The organism is Pseudomonas sp. S2_A02, from assembly GCF_054668495.1.
Genome location: NZ_CP162776.1, coordinates 5403343 through 5418446 on the forward strand (window position 1 = coordinate 5403343; position 15104 = coordinate 5418446).

Here is a 15104-nt window from a genome sequence, read left to right on the forward strand (position 1 = left end):
CAGATCTTCAACCCGCCTTGCGCAACGCCTCGATCAACTCTTGCTTGCGCATGCTCGAGCGCCCTGGAATCTTCTTCGCCCGGGCTTCTTTCATCAGGCTGTCCACCGTCTGCGTATCACGCGAAGCCTTGCTGTTGCGCGGCTTGCCTTCACGGGTGGCCACCGCACGTCGGGCCGATTCCTTGCGATCCGCAGACTTGGCGCTGGCCGGCTTCTTGCGCCCGGAGCCGCCGGCGCGTTCACCTCCGCCCGACTGCTTGTTCACCGTGGCCCAGGCACGAGCTTCGGCTTCATCTTTCGACACGCCTTTGTGCTCGTAGCTTTCTTCGATGTGTTCGGCCTTGCGCTTTTGCTCGGCGGTGTATTTGTCTTTGCTTCCACGAGGCATGGGATTTCTCCTGGTTGTAGGAGCTGGCGAAGCCTGCGATCTTTTGCCTGTGAATGTTTAAGATCAAAAGATCGCAGGCTTCGCCAGCTCCTACATGGTTAGACATCCAGCTTGCGCGCTGCTTCAACCCCTGCTGCGCTGAGCTTGATCGGCAGGTTCAACGAGTGCTCGCCGGCTTCGTTGCGGACCACATGACCGTGCTGGATCAGCCCGCGTTCCTGCAGAGTCGCGAGCGTGCTGGCCACGACTCTCTCCCCGGTAATTGTCCAGAACCTCCTTGCCCAAGCCATTTGGGTGGGCGTGCAGCAGGCGGGTCAGGACTTCTTTTTCCAGGTTTTTATCGACGTTCATGGTTACCTCTTCGTCAGGATGGATTGGTATTGCATGTTCGCTCGCATTGGCGAACTTATTGATTGACGCTACGGCCTTCGGAGCCCGAGCCACCGGTGGTGGTTTTCGAGCCGACGCCGGTTCCGGCGTTATCGGGAGTCTGGGGGCCGGGTGTATTCATCCCGCCCTGACGACCCGCGTCGTCGTGATAAATGCGTGGGTCTGTGGCCGTCGGAGAAGGCGACCGGCCGCTGTCGATGCCTTGGGTGGCCGCAGATTCGGGTCTTTCGACTGGATCGGTCGGGTCGGTCCCGGAAGAGATGGTCGCGGCGAAGGCGACAGAGGTGAGCAATGTGGTGAGAGCGAGGGCGGTCAGTCGGGACGTGATCATGGTGTCGTCTCCGTTGATTAGAGTCCTTACCCGATATTGATCCTTCCCGACCTGGATTGGTGCCTGATGAACGACGAGCGGTGTCGCCCAAGCTTATTGGTCGACGCCGATTTCTTCCTTGAACAGCTCCATGAAACCCTTCAGGCGTTCGTGGCGAATCTGTGCCAGACGTTGACCGGTCGTCGTTTGGAAACCGTCCGCCAGGTGCAGCAGCTTGGTCTGGAAATGATCGAGGCAAAAGCGTTTGTCGTCGTAGTCCCGTTCTTTTGCTTCTGGGTCCAACGGGTCGTACAGCGCGCTGCCCATGCGCCCGGCAATGTAGAAGGTACGCGCCACGCCGAGCATGCCAAGGGAGTCGAGGCGGTCGGCGTCCTGGATGATTTTCGCTTCGAGGGTGGTGGGCGTGATGTTGGCGCTGAAGCTATGGGCTTCGATGGCGTGAACGACAGCCGTGATTTTTGCGTCAGGCCAATCCATGGCTGTCAGGACGGTTGAAGCTTTCTGCGCCGCCAGCCGTGATGCCTGTGAGCGCAGCGGCGAGTTCTTCTCCACCGCCACGCAATCGTGCAACAGCACGGCTGCCAGCAGCACCTCAAGATCGCCGCCTTCTTCGGCATGAAGCGTGCGCACGTTGTGCCACACCCGCTGCAAGTGCGACAGATCATGGGCGCCGTCCTCGCCAGGCTCCAGTGCATGAGGCAGCAGTTCAGAAGCCAGAGTGTGCAGCGGCGCGAAAGCGATGGTGGTCATGGAAATCCTTGGATTCGACTCGGTTTTTGTGATCAATGAGTACCCTGTGGGAGCGGGCTTGCCCGCGAAGACGTCAGCACAGTCACGCTGATTTCGCAGGCTGGCCTGTTCATGCAAAACGCCACAAAAACAGCGATGCTATATGACATTTTGCTTTCAAATGTGACGAGCATCGCGCGCGGACTTAGTATGGCGTTTTCAACTTTTGACAAGGCACGTTCATGACGATCGAAATCCGCTCGGCAACCCCCAGCGATGCTCCGCAAATACTCGCGTTCATCACTGAACTGGCGGACTTCGAACGTGCCCGCCACGAAGTCATCGCCAGCGTCGCTGACATCGAGCGCAGCCTGTTCAGCGAAGGCGCCACCGCCCATGGCCTGATCTGCCTGCGCGATGGCTTGCCGATCGGCTTTGCGGTGTTCTTTTTCAGCTATTCCACCTGGTTGGGCAGCAACTGCCTGTACCTCGAAGACCTCTACATCACGCCTGAACAACGGGGCGGTGGCGCCGGTAAAACTTTGCTGCGCCACTTGGCGAAAATCGCCTGCGCCAATGACTGCGGCCGTTTCGAATGGAGCGTGCTGGACTGGAACAAACCGGCGATCGAATTCTACAAATCCCTCGGCGCACAGCCGCAGGAGGAGTGGGTGCGGTATCGGATGGATGGGGCGGTGTTAAGGGATTTTGCCGAGGGCAATTGATCCCCTAAAAGATCGCAGCCTTCGGCAGCTCCTACACGGGATTGTGTTCGACCGCGCTATTGCGTCGCACATCGAATCTGTAGGGACTGCCGAAGGCTGCGATCTTTTTTTGTATATCTCCCAATATATGGGATTGATATTTATATATTGAGATTTACCTTCGTCCAGGTTTATAGTCCAGCTCACTCACTGCCAAAAAACAAAACAGGTGAAGCGATGCTGGCGCAACTGATCGCGCTCGATTGGGGGACAACCTCATTACGTGCTTACAAACTCGGCTTCGGTGGCCAGGTACTGGAACAGCGTGCGCTGTCGTCCGGGATCATGCAGCTGCCCAAGACGCCGCGAATCATCGCCGGGCAGGAATGCGCCGACGGTTTTGAATTGGCCTTCGATGAGGCGTGCGGTGACTGGCTCGACGCGCAGCCCGGTTTGCCGGTGATTGCTTGCGGCATGGTCGGCAGTGCTCAGGGCTGGCGCGAAGCGGCCTACTGCGACACCCCGGCGAACGTCGCCAATCTCGGAACTTCTCTACAAACCGTTCGTAGTCTTCGCGGTATCGATGTGCACATCGTGCCGGGCGTGATTCAGCGTTCGCGTTTGCCGAACGTGATGCGCGGCGAGGAAACCCAAGTCCTCGGCGTGTTGCAGAATCTGCCGAGCGGGGCGGGCAACGATCTGTTGATCGGTTTGCCGGGCAGCCATTCGAAATGGGTGGAAGTGGCCGACGGCTGCATCGTGCATTTCGATACTTTCATGACTGGCGAAGTCTTCGCCGTCCTCAGTGAACACAGCATTCTGGGGCGCACTCAACAGCGTGGCGCGTCTTTCGATGGCGAAGCGTTTGATCGTGGCGTGCGGGTGGCTCTGTCGGCGGACGGCGAGATCGGACCGCTGTCAACATTGTTCAGTGCCCGCAGTCTGGGGCTGACCGGTGAACTCAGCGCCGTCGCGCAACCGGACTATCTGTCCGGTCTGTTGATCGGCCATGAACTGTCGGCCCTGGCCAATGTTCAGCGGCGTCGGCGCAACAGCGTGCACCTGCCGTCGATCATCCTCATCGGCAACGCACAGCTCTGCGCCCGCTACAGCCGGGCGCTCGACGCCTGCGGTTTTGCCCGCGTGACCCTCGCCGAGCAGGCTACCGAACGCGGGTTGTGGCAGTTGGCGGTCGCCGCCGGGCTGATCACGACACCCCCATCCCGTTAAACCTGACTGGAGGTCTGACATGCTCAAGCAAGCACTGGCACAAAACGGTCTGATCGCGATCCTGCGTGGCCTGCGTCCGCAAGAAGCGGCAGCCGTCGGCGAAGTCCTGTACTCGGCCGGATTTCGCGTCATTGAAGTGCCGCTTAATTCCCCTGAACCGTACGAAAGTATCCGCATCCTGCGCAGTACCTTGCCCGCCGATTGCCTGATCGGTGCGGGCACGGTGTTGACGCCGGAACAGGTCGAGCAAGTGAAAGCGGCGGGCGGCCAGGTGATCGTCATGCCTCATAGCGATGCCAAGGTGTTGCGTGCGGCGAAGGCAGCGGGGCTGTTCCTGTCGCCGGGCGTGGCGACGCCGACCGAAGCCTTTGCTGCATTGGCCGAAGGGGCAGATGTGCTGAAGATGTTCCCGGCCGAACAGATGGGCCCCGCCGTTGTGAAAGCCTGGCTGGCGGTGTTGCCGGCAGGGACGGTGCTGGTGCCGGTGGGCGGGATTACGCCGGACAACATGCAGGTGTTTATCGAGGCCGGCGTCAAAGGTTTCGGCCTCGGTTCCGGGTTGTTCAAACCGGGCATGACGGCTGACGAAGTAGCGGTACGCGCCAAGGCGTATGTCGCTGCCTGGAATGCTTTGCGTTAAGACTTTTTGGCGCTGCGAGCGCTGCATCTATAAGAGCTGCATTAATAAAAAGAGAGTACGAGAGATGAAAATCACCAAACTCACCACCTTCATCGTTCCGCCGCGCTGGTGCTTCCTCAAGGTCGAAACCGACGAGGGCGTAACCGGTTGGGGTGAGCCCGTGGTCGAAGGCCGCGCGCACACCGTCGCTGCTGCGGTTGAGGAATTGTCCGACTACCTGATCGGCAAAGACCCACGCAACATCGAAGACATCTGGACCGTGCTCTACCGTGGCGGCTTCTACCGTGGCGGCGCGATCCACATGAGCGCGCTGGCCGGCATCGACCAGGCGTTGTGGGACATCAAGGGCAAGGCTCTGGGTGTGTCGGTCAGCGATCTGTTGGGTGGTCAGGTGCGGGACAAGATTCGCGTTTATTCATGGATCGGCGGTGATCGCCCGGCGGACACTGCTCGTGCCGCGAAAGAAGCGGTCAGCCGTGGTTTCACCGCGGTGAAAATGAACGGCACCGAAGAACTGCAATTCCTCGACTCCTTCGAGAAGGTCGATCTGGCGCTGGCCAACGTCGCCGCCGTGCGCGATGCCGTCGGCCCGAATGTCGGCATCGGCGTGGACTTCCATGGTCGGGTGCACAAGCCCATGGCCAAGGTGCTGATGAAGGAACTCGACCCGTACAAGCTGATGTTCATCGAAGAGCCGGTGCTCAGCGAAAACTACGAAGCGCTGAAGGAGCTGGCACCGCTGACCAGCACGCCGATTGCCCTCGGCGAGCGGTTGTTCTCGCGCTGGGATTTCAAACGCGTGCTCAGCGAAGGCTACGTCGACATCATCCAGCCGGATGCCTCCCACGCGGGCGGCATCACCGAAACCCGCAAAATCGCCAACATGGCCGAAGCCTACGACGTGGCTCTGGCGCTGCATTGCCCGTTGGGCCCGATTGCCCTGGCGGCGTGCCTGCAACTGGACGCTGTTTGCTACAACGCGTTTATCCAGGAGCAGAGCCTGGGCATTCACTACAACGAGAGCAATGACCTGCTCGATTATGTGAAAGATCCGCGGGTGTTCGACTACGACAAAGGCTTCGTGAAAATCCCCAACGGCCCGGGCCTGGGCATTGAGATCAACGAGGAATACGTGATCGAACGCGCCGCCGTCGGCCACCGCTGGCGCAACCCGATCTGGCGCCATGCCGATGGCAGCTTTGCCGAGTGGTGATATTCACGCGGTGATCGTTCCCACGCTCTGCGTGGGAATGCCTCACTGGACGCTCTGCGTCCGCTCTTGGGACGCAGAGCGTCCCTGGCTGCATTCCCACGCAGAGCGTGGGAACGATCAACAACCACGACCTCAATAAACATAAGAAGAGGCACCCCCCATGCAACCGCAAACCCTCACCGGGCAGGCGTCGTTGGTGACGCCGAGCCGCAAGCGGTTTTTCATCATGGTCCTGCTGTTCATTACCGTGGTGATCAACTACCTGGACCGCAGTAACCTGTCCATTGCCGCCCCGGCGCTGACCAGCGATCTGGGCATCGATCCGATCCATGTCGGGCTGATTTTTTCCGCATTCGGCTGGACTTACGCCGCCATGCAAATCCCCGGCGGCTGGCTGGTGGACCGAGTGCCGCCGCGCATCCTGTATAGCGTCGCATTGCTGCTGTGGTCGATTGCCACGGTGATGCTCGGCTTCGCCGCCAGTTTCATCGCGCTGTTTGTGCTGCGCATGGCCGTTGGTGCGCTGGAAGCACCGGCGTATCCGATCAACAGCCGCGTGGTGACGACCTGGTTCCCTGAGCGTGAACGCGCCACGGCCATCGGTTTCTACACCTCCGGGCAGTTCGTTGGGCTGGCGTTTCTCACGCCGGTACTCGCGTGGTTGCAACATCAATATGGCTGGCACATGGTGTTTGTCAGCACCGGTGTGGTGGGCATTATCTGGGCGGTGATCTGGTACGCGGTGTATCGCGAACCGCGTGATTTCAAGGGCGCCAATGACGCTGAAATCGAGCTGATCCGCAAAGGCGGCGGGCTGGTGGATATCCAGGCTGAAACCGCGAAGGCCAAGGCGAAATTCAGCTGGGTCGACCTCGGGATTGTCCTGAGTAAACGCAAGTTGTGGGGCATCTACCTCGGCCAGTTTTGCCTCAACTCGACGTTGTGGTTTTTTCTGACGTGGTTCCCGACCTATCTGGTGAAATATCGCGGCATGGACTTCATCAAGTCTGGCTTGCTGGCGTCGCTACCGTTTCTGGCGGCCTTCGTCGGCGTGCTGTGTTCGGGGTTCTTCTCGGACTTTTTGATCCGTCGCGGCTACACGGTGGGTTTCGCCCGCAAGTTGCCGATCATTGGTGGCTTGCTGATTTCCACTTCGATTATCGGCGCCAACTTCGTCGACTCGACGCCGCTGGTGATTGCCTTCCTCGCGTTGGCCTTCTTCGGCAATGGCCTGGCTTCGATTACCTGGTCGCTGGTGTCGACCCTGGCCCCGGCGCGCTTGCTTGGACTGACCGGTGGCGTGTTCAATTTCATCGGCAACCTGGCGGCGATTACCACGCCGATCGTCATCGGTTTTCTCGCCTCCGGTGATTCGTTTGCCCCGGCGATTACCTATATCTCGGTTCTGGCGTTGTTGGGTGCGCTTTCCTACGTGTTGCTGGTGGGCAAGGTCGAGCGTATCAAGTTGTAGTCGCGGCCATCGGGCGACCATAATGCCGCCCGTTCACTCGCTCAACGGTAAAGGCTGGATATGCAGGAAGACGCCCCAAAAATCGCCAAGGACGCCGCGCCGACTGGCACCCAGACACTGCTTCGTGGTTTGGGTGTGGTTCAGGCCGTGGCCAGTGGCGCCCGCGATCTCAAGGAAATCGCCCGGCTGATCGGCACGACGCGCAGCACCACCCATCGTCTGGCCAGTTGCCTGGTGGACGAACGATATTTGCGGGTGGTGCCGCAAGTCGGTTATCTGCTGGGGCCGAAACTGATCGAGCTGGGTTTCCAGGCACGTGAAGAGCTGCCACTGGTGACGTTGGCCGGGCCGTATCTGGATGAGTTGTCGGCGTTGACCGGTGACACCATTCACTTGGCGATTCGTGAAGGCGACGAGGTGTTGTACCTGCTCAAGAATCCAGGACGCAATGGTCCGGAAATGCGTTCGCGAGTGGGTCATCGCATGCCATTGGCGCGTACCGGTATCGGTAAGGCGCTGATGCTCGATGACACGCAGGAAGAATGGCAACGGCTGTACGAAATCAGCTTGCCGGTGGGTGGGAAGAATCAGTTCTGGCCGCAGCACCCGGAGCAATCCTGGGAGCAGTTTCAGCAGCGCATGATTGAGTACGTGGCCGGCGGTTACGCCTTCGACCTGGAAGACAACGAACCGTCGATCCGCTGCGTGGCGGCGCCGATCCGCGATGCCAGCAAGCGCATCGTCGCCGGTATCAGCATCGCCAGCACCGTGCCGTATATGCCATTGGAAAAAATGGCCGAGCTGATTCCCCTGATCAAAGGGGTCACGGCTCGGCTTTCTGCTGAACTCGGCGCGAAAGTCTGATTAGACTTTCAGCGTCGCCATGTCGATCACGAAGCGGTACTTTACGTCACCGGCAATCATGCGGGTGTAAGCCTCGTTGATCTGGCGGATGTCGAGCATTTCGATGTCACAGGTGATGTCGTGTTCGGCGCAGAAATCCAGCACTTCCTGGGTTTCGGCAATGCCGCCGATCAGCGAGCCGGCCAACACACGACGACCCAATATCAGTTTGGCAGCGTGAACCGGTGGATCGATCGGCTCGACCAAGCCCACCAGAATGTGTACGCCATCGAAACGCAGGGTATCGAGGTAGGGATTAAGGTCGTGCTGCACCGGAATGGTGTCCAGCAGGAAGTCGAAATGTCCTGCGGCGGCTTTCATCTGTTCTGCATCGGTGGACACGATCACGTGGTCCGCGCCTTGACGACGACCTTCTTCAGCCTTGCTCGCCGAGCGGGTGAACAACGTCACTTCAGCGCCCATTGCTTTGGCGAACTTAATGCCCATGTGACCGAGGCCACCCATGCCGAGAATCCCGACCTTGTCGCCCGCCTTGACGCCGTAGTGCTTGAGCGGCGAGTAGGTGGTGATGCCGGCGCACAGAATCGGCGCGGCGCTGGCCGGGTCGAGCTTCTCCGGGATACGCACGACAAAGTGCTCGCTGACCACGATGCTGTCGGAGTAGCCGCCCATGGTGTTGCTGCCATCGACCCGGTCCGGGGTAGCATACGTCATGGTCGGGCCTTCGAGGCAGTATTGCTCCAGATCCGCTTGGCAGGCTTCGCAGTGGCGGCACGAGTCGACCATGCAGCCGACCCCGACCAGATCGCCGACCTTGTGTTGAATCACATTCGCACCGACGGCGGTCACTTTTCCGACGATCTCGTGGCCGGGCATCAGTGGGTAAACAGCAATGCCCCACTCGTTGCGTGCCTGATGGATGTCGGAATGGCAGACGCCGCAGTAGAGAATGTCGATCGCAACGTCGTCGGCCCGTGGGCTGCGGCGTTCGAATTTCATCGGGGCGAGGGGAGTGGTGGCTGACTGAGCGGCGTATCCAATGGCGGTGTACATGGTGAACCTCGCGAAAGCGGTGACAGGTGAGGCGAGCAATTCTGGGCGCCGCACGGGTTACCGGCCATGGCGATTCCTCCGGGTGTCATGCCTAATCCTCCGGTATGTGCGTTTGATGGAGTGCATTGGCCATCAGACCTGCGATGATGTTTTCATCCCTTTTTTCGCGACTTTTTTGTGACTTCTTTTGTGAAGAGCTCCCCCATGTTGTTGACCCGTCACCTCGACGCCAATGCCACCCTGGTTTCGTTGATCCGGCCGCTGATCACCCGCGACGGCTTTGCGCCTACCGCGTTGCCGGGCGTGCAGCTTATGCGAGCCAGTTGTGATGTCGCCCGTGGCCCGCAAATCTACGAGCCAAGCCTGGTCATCATCGCCCAGGGCGGCAAGTTGGCGCATCTGGGCCCGCGTACTCTGGAATATGGCACTGGGCATTACCTGATTCAGGCGTTGCCAGTACCCTTCGAATGCGAGACGTTTTCAGCTCCAGATGGCCCGATGCTAGGCGTTTCCATCGCCATTGACCGGGTGCTGCTCAGTGAATTGGTGCTGGGCATGGGGCTGGCGCCGGGGCGCACGGTTCCCGCACAGACGCCTGAGTCCATGACCTCGGCAGTCCTCGACGATGCCATGCGCGGTTGTGTGGAACGGTTGTTGCGCTGCCTGCACGATCCGCTGGAATGCCAGATCATGGGCCCGGCGCGTTTGCGTGAATTGTTGTTCGTGGCGTTGCGCGGGCCGCAAGCCGATGTATTGCGAGCGTTGGTGGAACAACAGGGGCAGTTCGCGCGGATCGCGGCTTCACTGAGTCATCTGCATGCGCATTACACCGAGCCGCTGAACGTCGAGACCCTTGCCAGTTGCGCGAACATGAGTGCGTCGACGTTTCATGAGCATTTCAAACGCTGCACCTTGTTGTCGCCGGTGCAGTATTTGAAGCGTTTGCGCTTGCTCAGGGCTCAGCAGTTGTTGCTGGGCGAAGGGTTGGGCGTGGCCCAGGTGGCGCATCGGGTGGGGTATCAGAGCACGTCGCAGTTCAGTCGTGAGTACAAGCGCTACTTTGAACGTAATCCTGGGGATGAGCGCGCAGCTTGATCCGACACCAATCCCCTTGTGGGAGCGGGCTTGCTCGCGAAAGCGGTGTATCAGTCGACATCAATGTTGGATGATAAACCGCCTTCGCGAGCAAGCCCGCTCCCACATTGGTTTGGTGTTGACGCTTGAATCGCGGGCAACAAAAAGGCCCCGTTTCGGGAGCCTTGATGTTCAGCGATTCGACTTACATGTTCGGGTAAGTCGGGCCGCCAGAGCCCTCCGGCGCCACCCAGGTGATGTTCTGTGCAGGGTCCTTGATGTCGCAGGTCTTGCAGTGAACGCAGTTCTGGGCGTTGATCTGGAAGCGCTTCTCGCCGTCTTCCTTGGTCACCACTTCGTACACGCCGGCCGGGCAGTAACGCTGGGCAGGTTCATCGTACATCGGCAGGTTCTTGCCGATTGGAATGCTCGCGTCGGCCAGCTTCAAGTGGCAAGGCTGTTCTTCTTCGTGGTTGGTACCCGAGATAAACACCGAGCTGAGTTTGTCGAAGCTGATCTTGCCGTCCGGTTTCGGGTAGTCGATCTTCTTGCAGTCGGCCGCCAGTTTCAGGCAAGCGTAATCCGGCTTGGTGTCATGCAGGGTGAACGGCAGTTTGCCGCCGAAGATGTTCTGGTCGAGCCAGTTGAAACCGGCACCGATGATTGGGCCGAACTTGTGCATCGCCGGGCCGAAATTGCGGCTGGCGAACAGTTCGTCGTAGAGCCAGCTCTTCTTGAAGGCGTCGACGTAAGTGGTCAGCTCTTCGGTGCCGTCTTTTTCAGCGAACAGTGCCTCGGCCACGGACTCAGCGGCGAGCATGCCCGACTTCATCGCGGTGTGGCTGCCTTTGATCTTGGCGAAGTTCAGCGTGCCGAGGTCGCAACCGATCAGCGCGCCGCCCTTGAAGACCATTTTCGGCAGTGAGTTCAAGCCGCCTTTGGAGATAGCGCGCGCGCCGTAGCTGATGCGCTTGCCGCCTTCCAGGTATTGCTTGAGCACCGGGTGATGCTTGAGGCGCTGGAACTCGTCGAACGGCGAAAGGAAGGTATTGCTGTAGGAAAGATCGACGATCAGGCCGACCACCACCTGGTTGTTTTCCAGGTGATAGAGGAACGAGCCACCGGTGTTCTCGGTGCCCATGATGTCCAGTGGCCAACCGGCGGTGTGGACCACCAGGCCTGGCTGGTGCTTGGCCGGGTCGATTTCCCAGATTTCTTTCAGACCGATGCCGTAATGCTGGGCGTCGGCTTCGCTGTCGAGGTTGAAGCGCTTGATCAGCTGCTTGCCGATATGGCCACGGCAACCTTCGGCGAACAGTGTGTACTTGGCACGCAGTTCCATGCCTGGGGTGTACAGGCCTTCTTTCGGATTGCCTTCGCGGTCAACGCCCAGATCGCCGGTAATGATCCCGCGAACTACGCCGTTCTCGTCGAACAGCGCTTCCTGGGCGGCGAAGCCCGGGTAGATTTCCACGCCCAGGTTCTCGGCCTGCTGGGCTAGCCAGCGGCACAGGTTGCCCAGGGAGATGATGTAGTTGCCTTCGTTGTGCATGGTCTTGGGCACAAAGAAATCAGGAATCTTCTGCGCGCTGTCGGCGTTTTTCAGAACGAAGATGTCATCGCGGGTGACTGGCGTATTCAGCGGCGCGCCGAGTTCTTTCCAGTCCGGGAACAATTCGTTCAGGGCGCGTGGTTCGAACACGGCACCGGACAGGATGTGAGCGCCGACTTCGGAGCCTTTTTCGACCACGCAGACGCTGATTTCCTTACCGGCTTCGGCGGCCTTCTGCTTCAAACGGCAGGCGGCGGACAGGCCAGCGGGGCCGGCACCGACGATGACCACGTCGAATTCCATGTATTCGCGTTCCACAGGCTATCTCCTACTCAAGGCTCAACAGTTTTTTCTAATTGGAGGTTTGGCGTTGCACCCATTATTTCTTCCGGCAACTTGCCGGAAGGGACAATGGATGACCCACCTTTCTCTCTAGGTGGCGCATTATATCTACACCACTCCTAGCGTCCAATACAAACGTTTGTTTGAATTGGCTCAAAGCCAGAGAAATCAAAGTCACGCGGCTTATGAACGGCTATTTTGCCGTATTGACCGGAATAGGTGTTCCGGTCAAGATACGGGCGGTTTTGCGCTCGCCGTAGGCTGACTGTTGGTTTCAAGAGCACCTCTAAAGACAGGGCGATGGCAGTACAAGGTGATATGTAGCGCAGGTTTGGCGCACAGTTTACACGCCGCGATAATGAATGACTCGTCGGTCACCACTGACGAACGGTTATTTGCCTCGTGAGCAACGTTCACCCGATACACCTGCCAGCGTTTTTAGAGGTGCCCTTGCGCCGATGAGCATCAACCGCCAGGTTCGCCTAGGCGACTTTCTTTTCACCGGAGAGTAACGAGGAATCCATGAAGGTTCTTGTAGCTGTCAAACGCGTTGTGGATTACAACGTCAAGGTTCGTGTCAAGGCGGACAATTCCGGCGTCGACCTCGCTAACGTCAAGATGTCGATGAACCCTTTCTGCGAAATCGCAGTGGAAGAAGCCGTACGTCTGAAAGAGAAAGGCGTTGCGACTGAAATCGTCGTCGTCTCCATCGGCCCGTCTACCGCTCAAGAGCAATTGCGCACCGCGCTGGCTCTGGGTGCCGACCGCGCCATCCTCGTCGAATCCGCTGAAGATCTGACTTCCCTGGCCGTTGCCAAGTTGTTGAAAGCTGTTGTCGATAAGGAACAGCCTCAACTGGTGATCCTCGGCAAACAAGCCATCGACAGCGACAACAACCAGACTGGCCAGATGCTCGCTGCATTGAGCGGCTACGGTCAGGGCACCTTCGCTTCGAAAGTCGAAGTGTCCGGCGACAGCGTTGCCGTGACCCGTGAAATCGACGGCGGCGCGCAGACAGTTTCCCTGAAACTGCCAGCCATCGTCACCACCGACCTGCGTTTGAACGAGCCGCGTTATGCGTCTCTGCCAAACATCATGAAAGCCAAGAAGAAGCCTCTCGAAGTGCTGACTCCGGACGCTTTGGGCGTTTCCACCGCCTCCACCAACAAGACTCTGAAAGTCGAAGCGCCAGCTGCACGCAGCGCGGGTATCAAGGTCAAGTCGGTGGCTGAACTGGTCGAGAAACTGAAAAACGAAGCGAAGGTAATCTAATCATGACTATCTTGGTAATCGCTGAGCACGACAACAAGGTTGTGGCTCCTGCCACCCTGAACACCGTTGCTGCTGCCGCCAAAATCGGTGGAGACATTCACGTTCTGGTCGCTGGTCAGAATGTGGGTGCTGTTGCTGAAGCCGCTGCGAAAATCGCTGGCGTGGCCAAAGTGCTGGTGGCCGATAACGCTGCTTACGCTCATCAACTGCCGGAAAACGTTGCTCCGCTGGTGGCCGAGCTGGGTAAGGCTTACAGCCACATCCTGGCTGCCGCTACTTCGAACGGCAAAAACATTTTGCCGCGCGTTGCTGCGACCCTGGACGTTGACCAGATCTCCGAGATCATCTCGGTTGAAAGCGCTGACACCTTCAAGCGCCCGATCTACGCCGGTAACGCCATTGCTACCGTACAGTCCAACGCTGCGGTCAAAGTGATCACCGTGCGTGCCACCGGTTTCGACCCGGTTGCTGCAGAAGGTGGTTCGGCTGCCGTTGAAGCGGTTGCGGCTGCTCACGACGCTGGCACTTCGAGCTTCGTTGGCGAAGAACTGGCCAAGTCCGATCGTCCGGAACTGACCGCTGCCAAAATCGTCGTTTCCGGCGGTCGTGGCATGCAGAACGGCGACAACTTCAAACATCTGTACGCCCTGGCCGACAAGCTGGGCGCGGCCGTCGGTGCTTCCCGCGCCGCGGTCGACGCAGGTTTCGTACCCAACGACATGCAGGTCGGTCAGACCGGCAAGATCGTTGCTCCACAACTGTACATCGCCGTCGGTATCTCCGGCGCGATCCAGCACCTGGCCGGCATGAAAGACTCCAAAGTGATCGTTGCGATCAACAAGGACGAAGAAGCGCCGATCTTCCAGGTGGCCGATTACGGCCTGGTGGCAGACCTGTTCGAAGCCATCCCCGAGTTCGAGAAGCTGGTCTAATCCGGCGGCTTGACTTATAAAGAGCCCGACCTTTTGGTCGGGCTTTTTTTTGCGAAAATAATAGGTTGTAGGGAGTGTCTCCATGGATTTTCGCCGCGTGTGTGGCTGGTCATTATTGCTGGGGCTGACGCTGTTGCCGGGGCTATCCATCGCCGCGGGCAAATGCGAACGCCTGGTGGTGACCGGCAGCCCGGACGCGCCGCCGTACCTGTGGCAAGACCCGCAAAACCCCAAGTACCTGATTGGCGCCAGCGCCGACCTGTTGCAGCAAGTGGCGGGGGAGTTGGGCATCAAGGTCGAGCTGCTTTACGCCGGTAAACGCTCCCAGGCCCTGGACGAAGTGCGCAGCGGGCGCATGGACATGCTGGCCGATGCACCATTGATGGTCAGTGAGCTGGAAAATCTGGATTACATCCATCCACCGTTGCTGGAAAACGATTATCTGGTCTGGACCCGCAACGACTCGTTACTGGTCTACAACGAAGCGCAGGACCTTCACGGTCATCCCGGTGCCTTGTCGGAAAAGGCTCGAGTGACCTCGTCATTTGGCACTTTCGCCGAGCAGCAATTGACCCTGGTGCGCACGCCCAATCTGACCCAGGCCTTTCAGAAATTGCTGCTGAACGAGGTGGAATTTGTCCTCGCCGGACGCTACTCGGGCATGGCTATGGTGCAAACGCTGGGGATGGCCGATGACTTGATGGCTCACCCACAACCCATCGACAAACCCGGCCTGTATCTCGCGGTTTCCCATAACTCTGCCTGCAACGATCCTTGGTTGCGCGGACAGCTGGCCAAAAAGATGACAGAATTGCCCGCGTCCGGACTGACAGAAGCTGCGCTGCTGCGCAATATCGAGCGTTGGAAAGCGCAACTCTCACAGCCGCAGCCACAACCTGTCAGTACCCCAAAACAGTAG

At 59.1% G+C, this 15104-nt stretch carries 15 protein-coding genes and 1 pseudogene; 10 read left to right on the plus strand and 6 right to left on the minus strand.

Annotated features, from left to right (window positions below; all coding sequences use genetic code 11):
• Positions 1-7: 7 nt before the first annotated feature.
• The 4 genes and pseudogenes from AB4O41_RS24715 to AB4O41_RS24730 form a co-directional block, all read right to left on the minus strand.
• Positions 8-388, minus strand: a complete 381-nt coding sequence (locus AB4O41_RS24715; protein WP_050683264.1) for a Rho termination factor N-terminal domain-containing protein — start codon at positions 386-388, stop codon at positions 8-10.
• Between the two features lie 98 nt (positions 389-486).
• A pseudogene (locus AB4O41_RS24720) lies at positions 487-739 on the minus strand (hypothetical protein).
• A gap of 55 nt (positions 740-794) precedes the next feature.
• Positions 795-1109 carry a hypothetical protein gene (locus AB4O41_RS24725; RefSeq protein WP_460145038.1) on the minus strand — a complete coding sequence of 105 codons (315 nt, stop codon included), beginning with the start codon at positions 1107-1109 and terminating at the stop codon, positions 795-797.
• A 93-nt stretch (positions 1110-1202) separates the two neighbouring features.
• Positions 1203-1859: an HD domain-containing protein gene (locus tag AB4O41_RS24730; RefSeq protein ID WP_460145039.1), complete on the minus strand. Its 657-nt coding sequence runs from the start codon at positions 1857-1859 to the stop codon at positions 1203-1205.
• Between the two features lie 221 nt (positions 1860-2080).
• On the opposite strand from AB4O41_RS24730, the gene AB4O41_RS24735 reads away from it, so the two are divergent.
• From AB4O41_RS24735 to AB4O41_RS24760, 6 genes are all read left to right on the plus strand, one after another.
• A complete protein-coding gene (locus AB4O41_RS24735) occupies positions 2081-2563 on the plus strand; it encodes an N-acetyltransferase family protein (protein ID WP_460145040.1) in 483 nt (160 codons plus the stop codon).
• A gap of 216 nt (positions 2564-2779) precedes the next feature.
• Positions 2780-3772, plus strand: a complete 993-nt coding sequence (locus AB4O41_RS24740) for a 2-dehydro-3-deoxygalactonokinase (RefSeq protein ID WP_460145041.1) — start codon at positions 2780-2782, stop codon at positions 3770-3772.
• A gap of 19 nt (positions 3773-3791) precedes the next feature.
• Complete coding sequence (locus tag AB4O41_RS24745) at positions 3792-4412, plus strand: 2-dehydro-3-deoxy-6-phosphogalactonate aldolase (protein WP_253416232.1); 621 nt, start codon at positions 3792-3794, stop codon at positions 4410-4412.
• A gap of 64 nt (positions 4413-4476) precedes the next feature.
• Entirely contained in the window at positions 4477-5625 is a 1149-nt protein-coding gene (gene dgoD, locus AB4O41_RS24750; protein WP_007903915.1) for a galactonate dehydratase, read from the plus strand.
• A gap of 160 nt (positions 5626-5785) precedes the next feature.
• Positions 5786-7096 carry an MFS transporter gene (locus AB4O41_RS24755; protein WP_460145042.1) on the plus strand — a complete coding sequence of 437 codons (1311 nt, stop codon included), beginning with the start codon at positions 5786-5788 and terminating at the stop codon, positions 7094-7096.
• Positions 7097-7156: 60 nt separating this feature from the next.
• Entirely contained in the window at positions 7157-7960 is an 804-nt protein-coding gene (locus AB4O41_RS24760; RefSeq protein ID WP_095055330.1) for an IclR family transcriptional regulator, read from the plus strand.
• Here AB4O41_RS24760 and AB4O41_RS24765 read toward each other — a convergent pair whose 3' ends face one another.
• Entirely contained in the window at positions 7961-9013 is a 1053-nt protein-coding gene (locus AB4O41_RS24765) for an NAD(P)-dependent alcohol dehydrogenase (protein WP_460145043.1), read from the minus strand.
• A gap of 204 nt (positions 9014-9217) precedes the next feature.
• On the opposite strand from AB4O41_RS24765, the gene AB4O41_RS24770 reads away from it, so the two are divergent.
• Positions 9218-10108 carry an AraC family transcriptional regulator gene (locus AB4O41_RS24770; RefSeq protein ID WP_460145044.1) on the plus strand — a complete coding sequence of 297 codons (891 nt, stop codon included), beginning with the start codon at positions 9218-9220 and terminating at the stop codon, positions 10106-10108.
• Between the two features lie 184 nt (positions 10109-10292).
• Here the strand turns inward: AB4O41_RS24770 and AB4O41_RS24775 are convergent, their stop codons facing one another.
• Positions 10293-11957: an electron transfer flavoprotein-ubiquinone oxidoreductase gene (locus AB4O41_RS24775; RefSeq protein ID WP_460145045.1), complete on the minus strand. Its 1665-nt coding sequence runs from the start codon at positions 11955-11957 to the stop codon at positions 10293-10295.
• A 546-nt stretch (positions 11958-12503) separates the two neighbouring features.
• On the opposite strand from AB4O41_RS24775, the gene AB4O41_RS24780 reads away from it, so the two are divergent.
• The 3 genes from AB4O41_RS24780 to AB4O41_RS24790 all read left to right on the plus strand — a co-directional run bounded on the left by AB4O41_RS24780 (position 12504) and on the right by AB4O41_RS24790 (position 15104).
• A complete protein-coding gene (locus AB4O41_RS24780) occupies positions 12504-13253 on the plus strand; it encodes an electron transfer flavoprotein subunit beta/FixA family protein (protein ID WP_003226982.1) in 750 nt (249 codons plus the stop codon).
• 2 nt (positions 13254-13255) lie between these two features.
• Entirely contained in the window at positions 13256-14185 is a 930-nt protein-coding gene (locus AB4O41_RS24785) for an electron transfer flavoprotein subunit alpha/FixB family protein (protein ID WP_367372521.1), read from the plus strand.
• Positions 14186-14267: 82 nt separating this feature from the next.
• Positions 14268-15104 (plus strand): substrate-binding periplasmic protein, encoded by an 837-nt coding sequence (locus AB4O41_RS24790; protein ID WP_460145046.1) that lies wholly within the window; start codon positions 14268-14270, stop codon positions 15102-15104.